The sequence below is a fragment of the Vibrio sp. 10N.261.55.A10 genome (assembly GCF_041470825.1).
GTDB lineage: Bacteria > Pseudomonadota > Gammaproteobacteria > Enterobacterales > Vibrionaceae > Vibrio > Vibrio crassostreae_C.
In genome coordinates, this window is sequence record NZ_JBFRNC010000032.1 from 137,567 (window position 1) to 156,931 (window position 19,365).

The following is a 19,365-nucleotide window of genomic DNA, read 5'->3' on the forward strand; positions in this document are numbered from 1 at the left end:
TGATGTTAGGCACAAACACTAACGAAGCAGCACGCGTCGCAGTGGTGTTTTTTCGATTCCAACAACCAACCCGAAGCTCAACAATACGGTGCCAAAAAATACCGTAACGTCTTTTGCCAATTCCGTAATGCCTAAAACTCCACAGACATTGAACAGCACGATAATGATCAGCAAATGGCAAACGTAGATGCCTAACATACGATTCGAGATCGCGCGAACCCACGCATAGTCGCCGATGTTTGGATTAGCCAAAAGCCACATAAATACGCCCATTCCCCATAGTGCCGTACCAAACAAGAAATCATTCATGTTGAATCCGACGTCGAACGTGGTGAGCCACGCCGCCTCAGCAAAGTGAATCAACATGCCTAACGCTAATAACGCCAGCGCTTTAGTGGATGACACCTTCCATTGATTCTGACGAATGAGGAAACCTAAGGTCACCATTAACGTGCTAAAGAACGGGCCGTTACGAGTAAAGAAAGGTGCGCAGAGTTCGGTCAAGTTCGCGTAGCTGCCCGCTAAAACACCATAGACGTAAAGTGCAATTGCCGTTGGTAATAGCAGTTTTTCGAGTTTCATTTCGACTATCAAAGCGATGATCAAAACGGCACAAACCAGAGCGGGAATAAACCATAAATGAACCAATCCACCCTCTAAGAAAGAGTTGAGCGGGGTGTTCATTAAAAAGCCCCAATAGTCTTGGCGTTCGCCTAAGTAACCGAACTCTTCCACCTTCGCGAGGTTGAATGGCATGACTAGGCAAATGATGCTCCAAACCACCCAAACCTTGAGGAGTGGTTTCGAGTAGTTGACCACGGTTGTCCAAGGTAAGGCAGTGAGCTTAGGTTGAATCAGATAACCTGAGATAAGGAAGAAAAGAGGCACAGCGAAGCGAGCGGCTTGGTTAAGCACATAGCCAATCCAAGGCACTTCATCGATTTGCCAATAAGTAAGTGCCACTTGGCCATGTAAGCCAATGATCGCCAAGATAGCAATCACTCGACCCAACTCAATACTGGCGATGTGTTGTGAAGGCGTATGTTGAACGGAAGACATATCAGATCTCTAAGAAAATTTTCGTAGAATCTAACAGCCTTTTTATTGAATCAGTTAGCGCTAAATCAAGGGTTGCGACCTTTGTTTTAAGGCTTGTATTGATTATTTGAAGCCTGTCGCAGCTATATTAAATCCATTGCAGTAAGTACAAAAATACCGAGAGTACAAGTGATAAGAGAAACAACAGTAGTAAGCGCGATGATGTTAGCCGCCAGTGTTGAGTTTCCTCCCATCGCACGAGCCATAACGTAGCTTGCCGCTGCTGTTGGTGCTGCGCTCATCAAGAAGATAAGCCCGAGATCGAGCCCTTCAAATCCTAAGTACCCAGCCGCCAGTGTAATCAGTAACGGTGAGGCAATTAACTTGTAGCTAGAGGCGAACCACGTCGATAACTTTTCTTGTTTGAGCGAGCTGATGTCCAGCGACCCACCGGTACACAGCAGTGCCAAAGGTAACGTCATGTTGGCAAAGTACTGACCAGCATCAGTGACCATTTTGGGGATAGGAATCGAAAGCGCATAGAAGACGACCGCTAAGAAAATAGCGATGATCAATGGGTTCTTGGTAATCGACTTAGCGATCACTTTAATCGCTTTCGCACCAGTGTCTTCGCCTTTGGGTGTCAGTGCAATCACGGCTTGAATGTTATACAACACGGTTAGAGATGCGACATAGATAGCCGCCAATGCCACGCCTTGGTTGCCATAGATATTAGCCACATAGGCGAGGCCGATGATCGCGGTATTGGCGCGGAATCCACCTTGGACAATCACACCTTGATCTTTCGAACCTTTAAATACTAATTTGGTTGAGAAAATCGTGAACAAGAAAAAGACAAAGTTAGCGATGACGCCAAACGCAACTAACGCGCTACTGGCTGAAAAGTTGTGATTCGATTGAACAATACTCAGAAATAGCATCGCGGGTAGGGTGACTTGAAAGACCACCTTAGATGCGACATCAATGAAATTGTCATTGATTAAGCCGATTCGCTTGAGCATCACACCAAGAAACAGCATTAAACAGATAGGGCCTGTTACCGACGCCGAAAACGCAAACTGTTCCCAAAGTGTGTTCATTCTCTTTCCCTAGTTATTAAACTCAATAATCGGTTAACTCAAATTCCTTTGAATACTGTCGCATTTTTCCACAGTTCTTTGATAAGACAAAATGAATACCTAGGGTTAAGTAAAAAATCTTGAAAAAAAGAACGAACGTGCTAAAAATAATGTATCAGATTTATTATTGGTGAATAATGAGTAAGGGAAAGATAACCAAAGAGTATATTTTGAGCCATGCATTCGCGCTTGCAAGTGAGAATGGGCTTGAGAGTTTGACGATTGGCGAGTTAGCCAAGCAGTGTGGCATGTCTAAGAGTGGCTTGTTTGCACACTTCAACTCTAAAGAAAACCTGCAACTCTCTGTACTCGAGTATTCCAACGCCATATTCACCGAAAGAGTCATCATTCCCGCAAGAGAGCTGGGAGATGGTGATATTGAAGCGAAATTGAAACAGCTGCTCGACAATTGGTTGGGCTGGAACCATTCATTCCAAGGCAGTTGCATGTTTATTGATGCATGGAAAGATGCGGGCAGTGAAACGTCTGTGATTCAGAAAGCACTGCAGAAAACCATTTCAGTGTGGATTGATTACTTGACGATTCAGGTAGCAAAAGCGGTTGAGAGCAAACAGTTCAGAGCTGATTTAGATCCTAAACAGGCAACCTTTGAGTTATACGGCCTCTACTTGAGTGCCAACTTGTTCTACTCGTTACGAGGCCAACAAGCGAGCCACACCCACTTTTGGAGTGGTGTACAGCGCTTAATCGCTAGCTGGAAAGAGGTTTAGCTCGCAAAGCATCTGAGTTTTGTTTAACTAAGGCTTATAAGAAATTTTAAGAGAAGTGGCGGCAAGCAGCCATAAACAGCGCTATCGTCATTTTTTATACTAACAAATAGCACGGTCGTTCGATTTTCAGGGCCGAGCTCGATCCGCCAATGATGATGGCGATACAAGGACCGGTCATGAGTGACAAAATCTACTTTAATACATCGAACAAATTCAGCTTCAAGCGCAGCTTAATTGGCGCAACAACCAATCTTCATTACATCCTAGCGCCGAGTCATGCGAAGAAAACCGCACGTAAGTTGCTGCTCACTCCAATGCGTACTGAGCAGAAAAATGCTGATCCCCAAGGGCTTATCAAGAGTGAAATCAAAGGTCGTGATGGCGTTTTAAAAACCTATTCTTTGGGTACGGGGCCTGTTTGGGTGCTGACTCATGGTTGGTCTGGCACCGCGAGTCAGTTTTTCCCTCTGATGGAACATATCGCCGCTAAAGGTTTTACGGCTCTGGCTTATGATCATCCTGCTCATGGTGGCAGTGATGGTGTACATGGTCATATTCCTGCGTTTGTGAACGGCCTTGAAGCGATTCTCGATTCGGTGGGTGAGGTAGCAGGTTTGGTCGGTCACAGTATGGGCACGGCTTCTGCGTTGGAATGTAAGCACGTTAAATTGGAAAACAAGCCATTATTGCTGATTGCACCTGTACTGGATTATCTAGAAAACCTATTTGGCAGCGTTGCGCGTTCTGGCTACTCAATGAAACTGTTCGAGGCGGTAGTTGGAGAAGTCGAAGAGCAGTTTAACTACCCGATTCAGTCTGTTGATCCCTATGGAAAGCTAGCGCTTCGTGAGTCTCAGACGATCATCGTTCATGATGAGCAAGACAAGTTTACTAAGTTTGATGTGTCTCAGCGTGCGGCTAATGAAATGGGTCGCGTTACTTTAATTGCGACTCAAGGACAGGGCCACGGGCGAGTAATGAAGTGCCCACAAGTGTTCGAGAGCTTTGATAACTTAATTGGCTAAGCACAACGAGCGCAAGTCAGTAGGACGCCAGTAAAAAGATCGTAAGCTCAAAGCTAAGAAAACAAACATTAAAAAGGCCAACCAGACATTATCTGGTTGGCCTTGCTTTTAGGTGCTTAGTTGGTATTTAGCTCAATCCTATTTTTAGTTAGCACAGCTTGCTGGGCCGATCTCTTTCCACACGCCCCATTGGCCTGTCGTTGTTGGATCTTCACCGGTTGTCCACCATTTCGCTTCCCAAACCTTACCGCCTTGAGTCACTTGGTCGCCACCAGTGTAAACCGCGCCTGAATCCCAAGCGTTAGTACACGTACCGCCGCCTGTGGTTTTCTTTAGAACTTTCACTGAAGTAGCCGCAACCGATGTATCAGTGCCATCGCTGACCGTTACAGAGAAGTTCAGCGTTGTATCTTGCGTGTATTCCGCCGCGACAAAGCTCACTGAAGCACCTTGAACCGTTGCATCGATACCAGCAGGTACATCCCACGTGAAGGTCAATGTGTGTTGGTCAGCATCGCTCGAAGCCGAAGCATCAACCACGACTACATCACCTGCATTCACTTCAGCCGGAGCCGTAACCACAGCAACTGGTGCTGTATTGACTGGGCCTGTGTCTTTAGGAGTTACCGTTACAACAACGGTGTCAGTTGCAGTAGCGCCTTCGTTATCAGTTACCGTTAGGCTGAACGTGAGTGCTTCTTGTTGCGCGACTTCAACCACATCGAAGCTTACAACAGCCGCATTCGCGTTCGCCAGCGTTACTGCCGTGCCGCTTACTTGTGACCAAGCATAGCTCGCGATTGTACCGTCGCTGTCTTTTGAAGCGCTGCCATCTAGAGAAACAGAGGCTGGGCCTTCAACTGATTGGTCTGCGCCTGCAGCTGCCGTTGGTTTACGGTTTACAGGATCTGTTGTACCGCCAGCAAGGCCTTCATGCATTGCGTTGAGGATGTCGCCGTTGTCTGCATCAATTTCCCAAGAGAATAGACCCGCAAGGCCAAGGCTACGAACGTACGCGCCTTTTGCTTTTACTGAGCGGTCATCATCAAATGTGATGAGCTGGCCTGAAGTACGGTTCCAAACGTAAGGCGCTTCTGCCATTTCGTCGTAGCCATATTCGAAGCCGTTGATGCCTTGGTTATTCGCGCCAAGCATGTTTTCTTTAATGCCTTTGTAATCAATAACGCCATCTTCCCATACGCCTTGCGCAGAGCTACCTTTCAGTTTGCCGTTACCCACCCCTGTCATAGGGTCGCTAGGATCGGTGAGTGATGATGGTAATACGCCTTCCCAGCCACGACCGTACATCGCTGTACCAACCACAAGTTTGTTCGCTGGAACGCCTTGTTCAAGTAGCAATTGGATGCCGTTGTCTGTGGTGTAAGCTGGGCCTGTGTACTGTTCGCCATTTTCATCAAGGCCTGTGCCATCACATTGACCAGGACGCATGAAGTTACCGCAGTTTAGTGCTGTTTGGTGACCTAACACGTTGTTCCAACCGCCGTAGAAGTCGTAAGTCATTGCGAAGATGTAATCCATGTATTGGATAGCATCGCCGTAGTTCACGTCTTCAATCTTATCGTGACCAACACCGATCGCAGAAGTGAGCTCGTAAGTACGACCGTTTTCCGCTTCTAGCTCATCTAGCATCACGCGAAGTTCTGCCATCAGTGCAATGTAAGCTGGGCCGTCATTTACAGGATCACCAAGGTCTGGAGCAGCACCGCCACCACCAGGGAATTCCCAATCGATATCCACACCGTCGTAGAATTTCCATGTGTTAAGGAATTTCTTAACAGACGCTACAAAGGTGTCACGGTTGGCTTTAGTTGTGAAATCAAAGAACGGGTCAGACAGCGTCCAGCCACCAATCGATGGGATGATCTTCAAATCAGGATTACGCTGTTTGAGCGCCATCATCATTGCGTAGTTACCCTTGATCGGTGAGCTGTATTCGTGTCCCGCTTGAGGGAAGCTTTTCTGGAAAGCCGCCCAAGGGTCATGAATCACCACTTCGTAATCGTTAACACCCTGACAAGCTGTCATGAGTGCGTTGTAGCTGTTACCGCCTACTGATTTAACTGATTCGTTCGGACCACAAATTGGGATGAAGCCATAAAGGATATGGGTTAAGTTGTCAGCGGGTAGGTTATCAACGGTGTAATCACGGCCGTAAATACCCCACTCTACAAAGTAAGTACCGACTACCGTATTTGGATCTGTGTTGTATGACTTGTTGTTCGGATCCACATTCATCGCAAGTGGCGCTAAGTGTGAGCCATCTGTATCAGCGATCGTGATTTGAGCAGGTGCGCTCTTGCTACAACCTGTTTCATCACACGCTTCGATTTCCATCTCAAATAAGCCGCCTTGGCCGTATTCGAAAGAAGCTGTGGTTTGGCTGCCAGTGATTGGGCCGGTGGCCACTTTAACGCCATCAAAGTAGATGTTGTACGTGTTTCCTGACGTTCCGCTCCATTGGTTGAACTTAACGTCGACCTTCGCTTGGTCGTGATATTTCACCATCTGGTTGTAGCCAGAGGTGGTTTCCATCGCGAGTTCAATTTTAGAAAATTGCAGGTTGTTGGAACCGTACATGTCGATGCTAGGTGCTGTTGGAGCAGCTAATGCTGTACCAGATAGCGCTAGAGCAATGCTTGCAGCACAGGTATTTATACGAATCATACTATTTCTCTCATTCCTTGAAGATTACGAGAACCCAATGGCCCCATAAACGGCTCCAATCAGTTTTGAAGGAGCTTCCCAGTCAGTATTCGAGAGAGTTTTAATTTCATAACTGAAAATAAATCCGTTTTCGATGGACAACTAAAAAATTGTATCTTGTTACAATTCTGTTGCTTAATGAATGAGAGGCTGAGTCCATGTTTTATAAAATAAAACATCCTTCAGTAGGAAAATCTCACAAGTGAAAATTCACGACATGAAGTTATGAAAAGGTGCGACAAACTATAAGAAAATACTGTGGATTGAAGCTGAATCACAAAGTGAAGTATGTTGAGCGAGCGGGGTCGATCGACGGGTAAACTTGAAGACGAATGCTTATGGCAGTATGGATAAGAGGGTTATCTTTTGAATTGCTCAGCTAAGGAAGCGCGTCGTTGTTGCATGACACTATGGGTATCACCAGTCGCAGTATCTTCGTAGCCTTCTTTAATAAATTGCTGAGATGGTACGCTTGGCTCTAATCGCTTTAAGCGAGGCGAATCGTAAGTACCACTGATGGTGTAAACGGTGGTTCCAGAGCCAGTGTTGATCGTGACGATCTTCCCGTCAAAATCGAATGAGGTAGTGATAAGACGATGATTCATCATCACACCGTTTTCTGAAAGTGTCAGGATGTCGGTGTTGTAAGGTGGCGCCGCAATCTCTATCCATGTGCCATAGACGTTGCTTGGGCTGACAGATTGCTGGTGGGCTTGGTAAGCAAAATAGCCGGCGGTGAGGGCAACCATAAAGCCAGCTAATAGGAAGCCGTAGAGTAACGAGTTGGCAAATAGATCTCTGCTTTTAGTCGGCTTTTTTGCCATTATCTCTTCATTTTTCGACTGATATTGTTTTAGATTCTATTAATTAAAACCTTAGTTTGCAAAAATTGTTCTAAGAGTTAGAAGCAGGATCGAATGTTCTAATAAATGTGGTTGCGTTAGTGGTTTTTAGCCTTGCTCCTCAGTATTTACGCTATCAATGAAAGCGAACTCCAGAAATGCTTAAGCTATGCGTATTTATTTCTTGTAGGAAAGTCTCGAATTGGTTAAAACAATTATCACCTAAATTTACGCATAGGCTTACTCGGTGAGCTCAATAATTGCAATTTGAAGATAACAAGGAAGTACAATGATTAAAGAAAACACATACTTTGAAGGTGGCGTTAAGTCGTTAGCGTTTAACCAGTCTGGTGCTGATGTGAGTGTTGGTGTAATGGCGGCTGGTGAGTACACTTTTGGTACTGCGGCTCCAGAAAAGATGACCGTTGTTAAAGGTGCTTTGATTGTAAAGCGTGTTGGCGATGATGATTGGACGACATACCAATCTGGTGAGTCTTTTGACGTTGCGGGTGACTCTTCATTCGACCTACAGGTAAAAGAAGCGACAGCTTACCTATGTGAGTATTTGTAATCAGATCTAAATTTGTTCAATCAGGGCATCGTTTGTCTCTGATTGAATAGAAAAAAACCACGCTCTAGGAGCGTGGTTAAATAAGTGATAGTAACCGGCAGTGGATAGTGTCACTTGTTTTTGTAGTCATCAAATGGATGACCAAATCGTTGTTCGTTGCAAAATCTCTTCAACCTTCAAAGCTCAAAGCCAAGACATCAGTAAGTCTCAAACACACCGTTGTTGTAGTCTTGAATTGTCTGTTCAATCTCTTCCATCGAGTTCATGACAAACGGACCATAGTGCACGACAGGTTCATTAATCGGCTGACCAGAAAAAATCAGTACACCTGAATCTTCTAGGCTTTCTAAAGACAACAATTCAGCTTTGGTGAGCAGGGCAAGTTGACTTTGGTTGATGACTTTGTCGCCGATCTTAATACTGCCTCGGTACACATAAGTCATGGCATTGTGATTAACATTAGTCCCTAACGTGACTTTTTGCCCAGAATGAGAGCGCCAATCCGCAACGCTTAATGGCACACCTGTTTTCTGTAATGGACCCTGCGCTCGTAAAGCCTCTGAATCCTTGTCAGTTTGGTTGTGCAGTTCAAACCCTCCGGCAATCACTCTTAACAAACCACTTTGTTCACTTTGATGCTCCGCGATGCTTTCACTTTGGAAATCGTGATACTGAGCTGGCTGCATTTTGTGTGTCGCAGGTTGGTTTATCCAAATCTGAAAACCATGCAGCGCACCTTCTTCCATCATTGGCATTTCGCTGTGAATGACACCACGGCCTGCGGCCATCCATTGAGCGCCACCGCTGCGTAGCTCTCCAACATTCCCCATATGGTCTTTGTGTTGGAAGTGACCTTGGAGCATGTAAGTGAGCGTTTCTATCCCACGGTGAGGATGTGGAGGAAAGCCGCCAACATAGTCTTTGCTTTCATCCGACTTCAGTTCATCAATCATTAAAAATGGAGAGAAACGTGCGTTATTAAAACCTGCGAGTCGTTGGATTTTGACGCCATCACCATCTGAGGTGGCATGTGCTGTAATCACATGATCTACTGCTCTTACATTCGTCATTTTGAAACCCTCATAAACTTGAATAGCTGTAGTTTATGTAATTTGATTTAAAAAGAAGATGGCACAGCGTTGAGTGACTTATTCGAAAATCTTGAACAGGTAACAATATGAAATTATGTCTATACTCAATAGAGAGTATATCGCCAAGGAGGCCGCTATGGCAGTTCAGCAAAAACATGGCGAAAGGCATGGTCGGATAGGTTTTGATAACGACTTTACAACGGAGCAAAGCCAGCGCTTTACAGAGGTTGCAAACAGCGCAGTTAAACGCCGCGTGAAAAAACGTGAGATAGAAGCGCCGTTTATTCAGTCAGCTAAGCAAGCCGCTTTTAAAACCGTGGTGAGGCGACCTAAAGGGAATAACCTAAACCGAACACGTCAAGTCATATGGATTATTATGATCGGGTTAGTGAGTCTTTGGCTTATGTACCTTGCAGGTTAGCAGCGCCGCTCCGTTATAGGAATGGCTAGCGTTGGCGCGTTTTTAATAGCGTAACATTGTTCCCTTCGATCTTCGCTTCAAAGCAATCTTCAAGTTCAGATGAATCCGGTGCTGAGCTAACAAGGCTCGTTGGTAGTTCTTCTATCAGGGTCGATACTGGGTTGTCGTGATAATAAGCATATCGGTTTTTTCCTGAATGCTTGGCAACATACATCGCTTTATCAGCACATCTCGTCAGCTCATGTAATTCTTGGGCATCTTGCGGATACAAAGCAACCCCAACACTTAACGTCAATTCCTTGATTCTCTCGTTTGTTTGGCAGCCGCTTTCGAACAGCCCGCAGATCCTATCTAGAATGCCGTCTAGATCTTTACGAGTTGGCACATCGTAGAGCATCAGAACAAACTCGTCTCCAGCAAAGCGCGCGATGGAATAATCGTATTCATGGCTTTTTCTGTCTCTGGTTCGAATGTTGTTGCTCAAGCGATTGGCAAAATGCTGTAAGACACTGTCTCCCACATCGTGCCCGTAGCTGTCGTTAATGCCTTTAAAGTCATCTATATCCAAAAAGACCAATGCCGTAAGTGATCGCTCACTATCCACGGTGGCTAGTTTTTCTGTCGCCCAGCGTTCAAAGCTCCAACGGTTTGCCAAGCCGGTTAACTGATCTCTGTAAGCGAGATCTTCAATGCCTTCTTTATACAGGCGTTGAATATAACTGACGGCTTTTGTGTAGTAATAGGCGGATGTGTGGCACACCAAGCTCATGGTAAATAAGCTAAGGAAAAATCTGTGTGTGCTGTTAAATGGTAAAGAAAAATTGTTGGGCATTGCTGTAATCAAGGTGCTGATGAACAGGCAAAACGAGGTGCTGAAGATTATGCCAATTCTGAAATCATTAATGAAAATGACCGCGGCCAGAATTGGGTAGAGCCAGAGGATGCGATCTGGGATGGCGTGACTGTACAAGAATAGGATGACGCCCTGAACTAGAAGAACACCACTCAGAATCAATTCGGAATACTCAGGATTGATGACTTTTCTTACATATAAAGCGTTAGAAATGGCAATGATGGCGAAGCACAATTCGAATATTGACAGCGTGTAATGCTCGCCTTCGAAGTAAGCCCAAGTATAGAAAATGAATAACGCAGCGGCAGTCAGTGAAAAGGAGTGGACAATTTTTTGCTTGCGGGTGGATCGTATGTCCGCCATTTCTTCTAGGTGCCTGCCGACGAGCCTTTTCATGTGATCTGTGCCAAAGTTTTTGATAATGGTGTTAATAGTAGATTAAATAACAAGCTATGCAGAGGCTTAGATGTCTATTTAGTGTGACTACTATCAAGGTTTCATATGAAAGGCTGTTCAATCAATTCCAAATAGTGATGTATATCACCGATGGTGCTGGTCATCTCTAGAAGATTAGATTTAAGCATCAAACTTGTAACCGTTGTTTGATGTTTATCTACTTGCTTTCCAGAGAGTTACTCCACATAGTTTGTAAACGACCAAAATTAAGAAAGGCTCATTATGTTAATTACCTTTAGTTGTAAAGCTCATGCTAGTGTCACGATGTTTGGTGAAGTCGGCCTCCAGTTCATCAAGATGCTTGGGCATAGCGGCTCCATCCCAGGTGCTATGGATGCTTCAGAGGTTCCTCAAGCTCTGGATAATCTACGTGCTGCTATTGCAGCAGAGCAGAGCAAGTCCGTAGAGCATGAAAATACTGATGACGACAATGAAGAAGAGGTGGTTGAAGCGCCTGTTAATATCGGTAGTCGAGCGTTCCCACTGGTTGAATTATTAAAAGCTGCCATCAAAGATGAATGTGAAGTAATGTGGGAAGACGGTAGCGGCAAGCGACTGTAGTACGATTCACGCGAAACGTAACAAGCCTATTGAATCTATTTTAATCAGAATGAATGCTGAACCAGTATCGGACACACCATGACCATGGAGTTTTATGGTGATGAACCGATACTGGTGTTTTTTTAGTGAAGTAATCCACTCGTTTCTGTTTATTTACAAGGTTCGTCAGCCCTGAAATGAGTGACTTTTGTTATCGTAATATCAATCCATAACAGACCGTAAACAAAGTGATGCTGTTCACGCTTTCTTGACTCCCAATTCTGAACTAAGAATTTTTCCTAGTTATTCTAAGACCCTCTCTCATGCGGTCGATTTTTAGACTCCTTATTATTTCACGGTCAACTAACAAACAATGTATGGCCGCAATTATGCCGTGCAGACCTCACAAAAAATAAGAGAGTTCACAATGTTAAAGTTCCTAGATCAGGTTCGAAAACCGACGCTAGATCTTCCGGTCGAAACTAGAAGAAAAATGTGGTTTAAACCATTCCTACAATCTTACCTCGTCGTGTTCATTGGTTATCTAACCATGTATTTGATCCGTAAGAACTTCAATGTCGCGCAAAACGACATGATTTCTACTTATGGATTATCGATGACGGATCTAGGTCTTATCGGTCTGGGTTTCTCTATCACTTACGGTATCGGTAAAACCGTCGTTTCCTATTATGCCGATGGTAAAAACACCAAGCAGTTCCTGCCATTCATGCTTGTCCTTTCTGGTATCGCTATGTTGGGCTTCAGCTTCAGTATGGGCGGTGGCAGTGCTAGCTTATTCTTGATGGTTGCCTTCTATGCGTTGAGTGGTTTCTTCCAAAGTACCGGCGGTCCTTCAAGCTACTCGACCATCACTAAATGGACGCCTCGTAACAAGCGTGGTTCTTATTTAGGCCTTTGGAATATGTCGCACAACGTGGGTGGCGCAGGTGCCGCTGGTGTTGCTCTGTTCGGTGCTAACTACCTTTTTGATGGCAACGTGATCGGTATGTTCGTGTTCCCATCAATCATTGCGATTGTGGTTGGCTTTATTGGTATGCGCTTTGGTAATGACTCTCCAGAAGCCTATGGTCTAGGTACGGTTGAAGAGTTGTTTGATGAAGAAGTCAGCGAAGAAGATACGGCTGCTGAAGAAAATCAAATGACTAAGAAAGAGATCTTTGTTGAATACATCCTGAAAAACAAAGTGATCTGGTTGCTCTGCTTCGCGAATATCTTCTTATACATTGTTCGTATCGGTATCGATCAATGGTCTACCGTTTATGCGTATCAAGAGCTAGGTCTATCAAAAGAAACCGCGATTTCAGGCTTCACTCTGTTTGAGGTTGGTGCACTGGTCGGTACGTTAATGTGGGGTTATCTGTCAGACCTTGCGAACGGACGCCGTGCTTTGGTTGCTTGTGTATCGCTTGGCCTGATTATCGTTTCGCTAGAGTTCTACCAGCATGCAACCAGTGAGTTCATGTACCTAGCATCACTGTTTGTGCTTGGTTTCCTAGTATTTGGTCCTCAGTTGCTGATTGGTGTTGCTGCAGTAGGTTTCGTGCCTAAGAAAGCAATCAGCGTTGCGGATGGCGTGAAAGGTACATTTGCTTACTTAATTGGTGACAGCTTTGCCAAACTTGGCCTAGGTATGATTGCAGACGGCACACCTATTTTTGGCTTAACGGGTTGGAAAGGCACGTTCGCAGCGCTTGATACGTCAGCTGCCATTTGTATCGTGTTACTGCTATTCGTTGCGGTTGCGGAAGAGAAGAAGATTCGCCACGCTAAGAAAATACACTTAGCGTCTCAAAACGCGTAGCGAGTCTCACGTGCTTTATTGGTTTAAAGCACGTGAGATCATACCAATCGTTAGTTCGATTCAGTATCATCTTTATTAATAAACTTAATTTTAGATAGCTCCTGTTGGGGCTATTTTTCTTTCTTACTCTTAATTTTGGTTAATATCATGATTAATGTTGCGCTTGTTGATGACCACGTCATTGTTCGATCTGGCTTTGCTCAATTACTCAGTCTTGAAGCTGATATTACGGTCGTGGGGGAATTCAACTCTGCGGCAGAAGCGCGCCTAGGATTGCCAAGTTGTCACCCTGATGTCGTGATCTTAGATATCTCAATGCAAGACGAAAGTGGCCTGAGCTTATTGGAAGAGATTCCATCTGGCATTGCCAGCATAATGTTGAGCGTTCATGACTCTCCGGCGATGGTTGAGAAGTCATTAGAGTTAGGAGCCAAAGGTTATCTCAGCAAGCGCTGTAGCCCTGATGAGTTAATTCAAGCCGTACACACGAGCGCAAATGGTGGTTGTTACCTTACGCCAGATATCGCAATAAAGCTTGCGACACCACTAAAGAATAAGGCCTCTTTAAATCAGTTAACCCGCAGAGAAAGCGAAGTGTGCCAATTATTGGCGACAGGGCTCGATGTAAAGTCTATTGCTGTCGAGTTAGGGGTTAGCCATAAAACGGTACATGTGCACCGTGCCAATGCCATGGACAAACTTAATGTTAAAAACAACGTTGAGCTAGCCAAACTATTCACTCAAGAACAGTACTAATGCGCTCTTACCTAGCCACCTCCTTGTGCGGGGTTTTTATGGCGGGTTGCGCATGGTTTTGTTTGTGGGTTATCGCTTTCTATTTTATTAATGACCCTGAGTTAGCCATTCTGCTTTTCCCATTCTCGCTTCGATTGGGAATGACGCTGCACACTCGCACACAATATTGGCCTGCCATTTACGTTGCAGAGTGGGGGCTCGCGATCGCTTTGGCTCTATTACTGGATGAACCCCAATGGTTAACCGTTTTAATCGCCAGCGGATTAAGCATTCCAGCTACTCTATTTGCCAAACGGTATTACTACGGTGACCAAAATCGGCACTTATTGGTCATGGCCAGCATTATAATGGTGACCTCACTGATCAATGTTGCTGTCGTCGGTTCTCATGTGCCTGCAACTTATATGGTGTGGTTGGTGAGCATCACAGGCGGGTTAATGCTCGTCCCAATGTGCTATCTAGTTTGGAACTATCTATTTCAAAATAAGTGGGCACCGTTGAGCTCTTACTTAATTCACAATGCTGTTGAGTTTAAAATTCGTCATATTGCCTTATACAGCGTGTTGCTGGTGGCCAGTATATTGATACAGACTAGCCTGCCAGATGAACTCAGACGCTTCGCCCCATTCTGTATGGCTATCCCTATTATCCTGCTCGCCGTTCGTTACGGATGGCAGGGCGCATTACTGGCGACTCTATTAAACAGCGTCGCGCTGATTGCAGCTCACAGCGGAACGTCCAAACTCGAAATTACTGATTTACTCTTATCTCTTTCTGCTCAAACCATCACTGGCATATTGCTGGGTCTTGCGGTTCAAAAGCAAAAAGATCTCAATTCGAAATTGCGCAGTGAGCTCTCCAGAAATCAAAATCTTTCACGTCAGTTAATCACGGCTGAAGAATCGGTTCGTCGTGACATTGCTCGTGAGCTACACGATGAAATCGGTCAGAACATCACGGCGATTCGCACTCAAGCAAACATTATTAAGCGTATCGATGCGGCTGAGATGAGCGTTCGCTGTGCGGGGACGATTGAGTCATTGTCTTTGAATGTTTATGACACCACCAAACGCCTACTTACAAAACTAAGACCTAAGATGTTGGACGATCTTGACCTAAAAGATTCCGTGGAACAGCTTATTCGAGAGATGGAGTTTTCGGATCACGGCGTTGATATCCAGTTAAATTGGCAAGGTGATTACTCGTGTTTGAGTGACACGCTCAAGGTCACTATCTTCAGGCTGTGCCAAGAATCTCTAAACAATGCCTCTAAATACGCCAACGCGAGCGAAATCAGAATTGAACTGATTCTAGATGATCAGGCTTATCTTCGGATCTCAGACAATGGCGTTGGTTTTACAGCGCAAGACCTTCTCAAAGGAATGGGGGTTCGTGGTATGCAAGAGCGTGTTCAGGCGCTCGGCGGCAAGATGACAATCAACGCTAATGGCTCATCTTCGGGTACCAATATCAGCGTTACATTACCTAAAGTGTGAGAACGAATATGTTTGGATTTCTGCGCTCAACAATGTCAAAGAGTGATGCTCTAACTGATGATGAGGTCAATCAGAGTTATCGCTACTGGCGCCTCCACATCATGATAGGTATGTATGTCGGCTATGCAGGTTTTTACTTCACTCGTAAAACCTTTAATTATGCCGCGCCAGCCATGATCACCGACCTTGGTTTGGATAAAGGCGATATCGGCTTAATTGGCACGCTCTTTTATCTTTCTTATGGCTTATCGAAATTTATATCAGGCACGATATCGGATCGGTCAAACCCGCGTTACTTCATGGGGCTCGGCCTAATCGCGACAGGTTTGATCAATATCGCGTTTGGTTTTTCTAGTTCGTTGGCGGCTTTTATCTCGCTTTGGGTGCTTAATGCATGGTTCCAAGGTTGGGGCTGGCCATCGTGTTCCAAGTTATTGACGACTTGGTATTCTCGTTCCGAAAGAGGCTTTCGCTGGGCTATATGGAATACAGCACACAACGTTGGTGGGGCGCTAATTCCTATTCTCGTGGGTTATCTAACGCTGCAATTCAGTTGGCGGGCTGGGTTTATCTGGCCGGGTGTGATTGGTGTATTTATCGGTCTTATCGTTTGCTGGCGCTTACGTGACAAGCCCACCACCATGGGACTCCCGACGGTAGGGAAGTGGCGCAGTGACCATCTAGAGTTGGCGCAAGAGAACCATGGACAAGGGTTAAGCTATCGAGAAATATTGAAAACCTATGTGTTCAGCAATAAGTACATTTGGTTGCTCGCCTTTAGCTATGTGCTGGTTTACATCGTAAGAACGGCGGTTAACGACTGGGGTAACTTATACTTAACCGAAGAACACAATTACAGTTTGATAAACGCCAACGCTGCCTTGTCTCTGTTTGAGATTGGCGGTTTCGTTGGTTCACTTGTTGCTGGGTGGGGCTCGGATAGGCTGTTTGGTGGCAACCGCGGTCCAATGAACATCTTGTTTGCCATCGGCATATTTCTTTCAGTTTCAGCATTGTGGTTGATGCCTTTAACCAACTTTGTGTTTCAAGCGGCTGGGCTGTTTTGTGTAGGCTTTTTTGTTTTTGGTCCTCAAATGCTTATTGGCATGGCGGCGGCAGAATGCTCGCACAAAGACTCTGCTGGGGCGGCGACAGGTTTTGTTGGCTTGTTTGCTTACATGGGTGCAGCACTTTCTGGTTACCCATTAGCGCTCGTTCTAGAAACTTATGGCTGGAGTGGATTCTTCATTACCATCTCGACTTGTGCGGCCGTTATTGGCTTGCTGCTACTGCCTTTCCTACAAGCTCAATCACCTCAGAAAAGTGCAGAGGCTCGCTCTGGCTTTTAAGGGGCCTTCTCGATAACAAGATAGTCGCTGGTGCTTGTATTCAGATGTTTGTATCGCTGCTGTAACCAGTGCGATACAAGCCGCTATCTTATTTTCGGCGCTTTCTATACGTGATATTTAAATGTGACCCTTTTCACGCTTTTCATCGTTCTCACCTGTTTCTAAGAATTTTTCCTATTGCGTCTAAGACCACATCTCATGTGGGTTTTAGCCGCACTCTGTAGTCTTTCTAATTATTTACGTTATTAGAAATCAGCTCTCTGAATTGTGTTCAAAGGGCTCACTACGGAAAACGCCATGTCACTCAGCCACTTCTCAGAACACTCATTTTTCCCAATGGAAAACACCATCCAAAATTATGCATGGGGGAGCATTTCTTCGATACGTGAACTGTTTGGCTTTCAGAATGAGTCACAAGAGCCGCAAGCGGAAGTTTGGATGGGAGCGCATCCAAAAGGTTGCTCAATGGTTAAGCTTGACCAGCACTTGGTGCCTCTCTCTGAGCTGATTAACAAGAATAAACCGGCCTATCTATCAAGCGATATTGCGCAGGAGTTTGGTGAGCTACCATTCTTATTTAAGATCTTAGCGGCAGAAAAGGCGCTGTCGGTTCAGGTGCACCCAAACAAGCGACAAGCTGAAATTGGCTTTGCGAGAGAAGAGCAAGCAAGAATCCCTCTAACCGCAGGGCATCGTAACTATAAAGACTCAAACCACAAGCCTGAATTGGTTTACGCGATCACTGAATATCAAGCAATGAATGGCTTTCGAGAATTCGATGAAATATTAGGGTTGTTCAGAAAGTTGAATTCGAGCGAGCTGGCTGGTTTAGTTGAAGAATTTTGCAACAACCTTGATTCTCTAGGCTTAGAAGCATTTTTCCGTGAGCTGTTAACTCTAGATGACCAACGTAAACATCAAGCATTAGAGCAACTTCTGACTTACGCAGAGTCTCATCAAGACCAAGCTGAGTTTGCTTTGGTTACTGAGCTTAGCCATCAGTACCCGAACGATATCGGTCTGTTTTGTGTTCTTCTGCTTAACTTGATCACACTAAAGCCGGGTGAAGCGATGTATTTGAATGCGAACACTCCGCACGCTTACATCAAGGGGACCGGGCTCGAGATCATGGCAAATTCAGACAATGTGCTGCGAGCTGGCTTAACGCCAAAACACATTGATGTCGCTGAGTTGGTTGCCTGCACAGAGTTTACACCAATCCCGTTCGAACGCTTGTTGTTAGCACCTTCAAAGTTAGGTCAATGTGATCGCTATGATATCCCAGTTAGTGACTTTGATTTCAATATTTTTCATCGCCCAAAGCAAGAAGAAGTGATCACAAGCGGTGCTGAAATTTTGATGGCAATAGATGATGATTTAACGTTAATGAGTCAGAAAGGTGAACACCTAACACTCACCAAAGGGCAATCGGTATTTATCCCAGCTTATATTGGTCATTATGTACTGAGCAGTAATGGGCGAGTGGCTAGGGCGTTTAATTAGAGATGGTGTTTGTGGTATAGATTGAGCTCCATCCCCACAAAATCATCATCTCCTTCATCAACAACGTGATAGCCAAGCGATTGATAAAAGTTAATAGCACGAGCATTACTTTTAAAACTCGATAGAGTGACTTGACTAAGTTGCTCTGCCATAGCTTTTTTATGTATGAGAGTCATGACTTGCTTGCCAAGCGAACGACCTTGGTACTGGGGGGAAATGATCAGCAAATGAATATGGTATGCGTTGTCATAAGGTTTAAAGCAGGCGAGCCCCACTCTTTTATTTTCGCGATATACCCAATGAAACCAAGATGGATGGTATTCGTTTAAAAGTCGTTGACGTTGAAAGTCGTCATCCCAGCCGAAAACGCTATCTACGTGTATGAAGATACCTTGTTTAACACACGCAAACAGTTCATCGAATTCAGAATTTGAAGCGAGTTGGAGTTGTATGTTCTCTTCTTTCATTGCCACTTTTACCGCTTCCTTATCAAACGCCTTTGAATAAGCAAACAGTAACATAATTGAAGAAGCCGAATTAGCTTAGATTTGCGAAGTGATGAAACCAAAAAGCCATGCGTGATGCATGGCTAAGAATAAAGTCTTGGATTGATTTTTCTATACGATCTTAAGCGCGTGATGGCGCGTGAGCTGTTTGTGTAGCGAGTCTTTTAGCTCCATGCGTTCTACTTTGAGGTTGTGCATGCTGTCGTCATCGATAGGGCTGCCAGAGATTTCTAGCTGACGGATGTCGTAGTCGAGTTGGTGGTATTTCTGCATGTCTGCTTTGAATTTTTCGTCGTCGTGGTTGAGCTGAACAATGTCTAATTTAAGATCTGGGAAATCTAAGATAAAGGCATGGTTTTCATTGAGCATTGGCACTTCCTCTCTAGTCGAATTATTAACAGTATAGAAGTAATTTTTCGAAAGAAATGTGGTTCAAAACACAAAGCCGTAAAGCGATCAAAAAAGGGCGTAAACTCGTAGGATTATCCTCGAACTTGCGCCC

The 19,365-nt window shown here is 44.9% G+C and carries 18 protein-coding genes; 10 read left to right on the forward strand and 8 right to left on the reverse strand.

What is annotated here, in order from left to right; all coding sequences use genetic code 11:
* Positions 1-18 precede the first annotated feature (18 nt).
* Together AB4274_RS11390 and AB4274_RS11395 are read right to left on the reverse strand one after the other, a co-directional pair.
* The gene (locus tag AB4274_RS11390) at positions 19-1,059 is read right to left on the reverse strand and encodes an acyltransferase (RefSeq protein ID WP_102428135.1); all 1,041 of its coding nucleotides are present in this window, start codon (positions 1,057-1,059) and stop codon (positions 19-21) included.
* 122 nt (positions 1,060-1,181) lie between these two features.
* A complete protein-coding gene (locus AB4274_RS11395) occupies positions 1,182-2,138 on the reverse strand; it encodes an AEC family transporter (protein WP_048610304.1) in 957 nt (318 codons plus the stop codon).
* 176 nt (positions 2,139-2,314) lie between these two features.
* On the opposite strand from AB4274_RS11395, the gene AB4274_RS11400 reads away from it, so the two are divergent.
* Together AB4274_RS11400 and AB4274_RS11405 are read left to right on the forward strand one after the other, a co-directional pair.
* Positions 2,315-2,908: a TetR/AcrR family transcriptional regulator gene (locus AB4274_RS11400; RefSeq protein WP_017072389.1), complete on the forward strand. Its 594-nt coding sequence runs from the start codon at positions 2,315-2,317 to the stop codon at positions 2,906-2,908.
* 176 nt (positions 2,909-3,084) lie between these two features.
* Positions 3,085-3,933, forward strand: a complete 849-nt coding sequence (locus AB4274_RS11405; protein ID WP_017065066.1) for an alpha/beta hydrolase — start codon at positions 3,085-3,087, stop codon at positions 3,931-3,933.
* Positions 3,934-4,077: 144 nt separating this feature from the next.
* On the opposite strand, the gene AB4274_RS11410 is transcribed toward AB4274_RS11405, so the two are convergent.
* Complete coding sequence (locus AB4274_RS11410; RefSeq protein WP_136982296.1) at positions 4,078-6,618, reverse strand: glycosyl hydrolase family 18 protein; 2,541 nt, start codon at positions 6,616-6,618, stop codon at positions 4,078-4,080.
* Between the two features lie 398 nt (positions 6,619-7,016).
* The gene (locus tag AB4274_RS11415) at positions 7,017-7,481 is read right to left on the reverse strand and encodes a DUF2850 domain-containing protein (RefSeq protein ID WP_017065063.1); all 465 of its coding nucleotides are present in this window, start codon (positions 7,479-7,481) and stop codon (positions 7,017-7,019) included.
* A 307-nt stretch (positions 7,482-7,788) separates the two neighbouring features.
* On the opposite strand from AB4274_RS11415, the gene AB4274_RS11420 reads away from it, so the two are divergent.
* Positions 7,789-8,070 carry a pyrimidine/purine nucleoside phosphorylase gene (locus AB4274_RS11420; protein WP_017057600.1) on the forward strand — a complete coding sequence of 94 codons (282 nt, stop codon included), beginning with the start codon at positions 7,789-7,791 and terminating at the stop codon, positions 8,068-8,070.
* A 197-nt stretch (positions 8,071-8,267) separates the two neighbouring features.
* Here the strand turns inward: AB4274_RS11420 and AB4274_RS11425 are convergent, their stop codons facing one another.
* Positions 8,268-9,140, reverse strand: a complete 873-nt coding sequence (locus AB4274_RS11425) for a pirin family protein (protein WP_017069674.1) — start codon at positions 9,138-9,140, stop codon at positions 8,268-8,270.
* 157 nt (positions 9,141-9,297) lie between these two features.
* Between AB4274_RS11425 and AB4274_RS11430 the strand changes: the two genes are divergently transcribed.
* Positions 9,298-9,582, forward strand: coding sequence for a hypothetical protein (locus AB4274_RS11430; protein ID WP_372112073.1), 285 nt, complete (start codon positions 9,298-9,300; stop codon positions 9,580-9,582).
* A gap of 25 nt (positions 9,583-9,607) precedes the next feature.
* On the opposite strand, the gene AB4274_RS11435 is transcribed toward AB4274_RS11430, so the two are convergent.
* Complete coding sequence (locus AB4274_RS11435; protein ID WP_102321386.1) at positions 9,608-10,798, reverse strand: GGDEF domain-containing protein; 1,191 nt, start codon at positions 10,796-10,798, stop codon at positions 9,608-9,610.
* A gap of 315 nt (positions 10,799-11,113) precedes the next feature.
* Here AB4274_RS11435 and AB4274_RS11440 point away from each other — a divergent pair, with 315 nt between their 5' ends.
* The 6 genes from AB4274_RS11440 (at position 11,114) to manA (ending at position 18,357) form a co-directional block, all read left to right on the forward strand.
* On the forward strand, positions 11,114-11,452 hold the full coding sequence (locus tag AB4274_RS11440; protein ID WP_017061543.1) for a DUF1840 domain-containing protein: 339 nt from the start codon (positions 11,114-11,116) through the stop codon (positions 11,450-11,452).
* A gap of 406 nt (positions 11,453-11,858) precedes the next feature.
* A complete protein-coding gene (gene uhpT, locus AB4274_RS11445; RefSeq protein ID WP_017061544.1) occupies positions 11,859-13,253 on the forward strand; it encodes a hexose-6-phosphate:phosphate antiporter in 1,395 nt (464 codons plus the stop codon).
* A gap of 147 nt (positions 13,254-13,400) precedes the next feature.
* Entirely contained in the window at positions 13,401-14,009 is a 609-nt protein-coding gene (uhpA, locus tag AB4274_RS11450) for a transcriptional regulator UhpA (protein WP_372112075.1), read from the forward strand.
* Positions 14,009-15,505: a signal transduction histidine-protein kinase/phosphatase UhpB gene (gene uhpB, locus AB4274_RS11455; protein WP_372112077.1), complete on the forward strand. Its 1,497-nt coding sequence runs from the start codon at positions 14,009-14,011 to the stop codon at positions 15,503-15,505. The genes uhpA and uhpB overlap by 1 nt, the downstream gene beginning before the upstream one ends.
* An 8-nt stretch (positions 15,506-15,513) precedes the next feature.
* Complete coding sequence (locus AB4274_RS11460; RefSeq protein WP_102504387.1) at positions 15,514-16,854, forward strand: MFS transporter; 1,341 nt, start codon at positions 15,514-15,516, stop codon at positions 16,852-16,854.
* A 297-nt stretch (positions 16,855-17,151) separates the two neighbouring features.
* On the forward strand, positions 17,152-18,357 hold the full coding sequence (gene manA, locus AB4274_RS11465; RefSeq protein WP_372112079.1) for a mannose-6-phosphate isomerase, class I: 1,206 nt from the start codon (positions 17,152-17,154) through the stop codon (positions 18,355-18,357).
* Here manA and AB4274_RS11470 read toward each other — a convergent pair.
* The gene (locus AB4274_RS11470; RefSeq protein ID WP_102321382.1) at positions 18,354-18,878 is read right to left on the reverse strand and encodes an N-acetyltransferase; all 525 of its coding nucleotides are present in this window, start codon (positions 18,876-18,878) and stop codon (positions 18,354-18,356) included. The genes manA and AB4274_RS11470 overlap by 4 nt on opposite strands.
* Before the next feature lie 96 nt (positions 18,879-18,974).
* The gene (locus tag AB4274_RS11475) at positions 18,975-19,232 is read right to left on the reverse strand and encodes a YdcH family protein (protein WP_009846137.1); all 258 of its coding nucleotides are present in this window, start codon (positions 19,230-19,232) and stop codon (positions 18,975-18,977) included.
* Between the last annotated feature and the right edge of the window lie 133 nt (positions 19,233-19,365).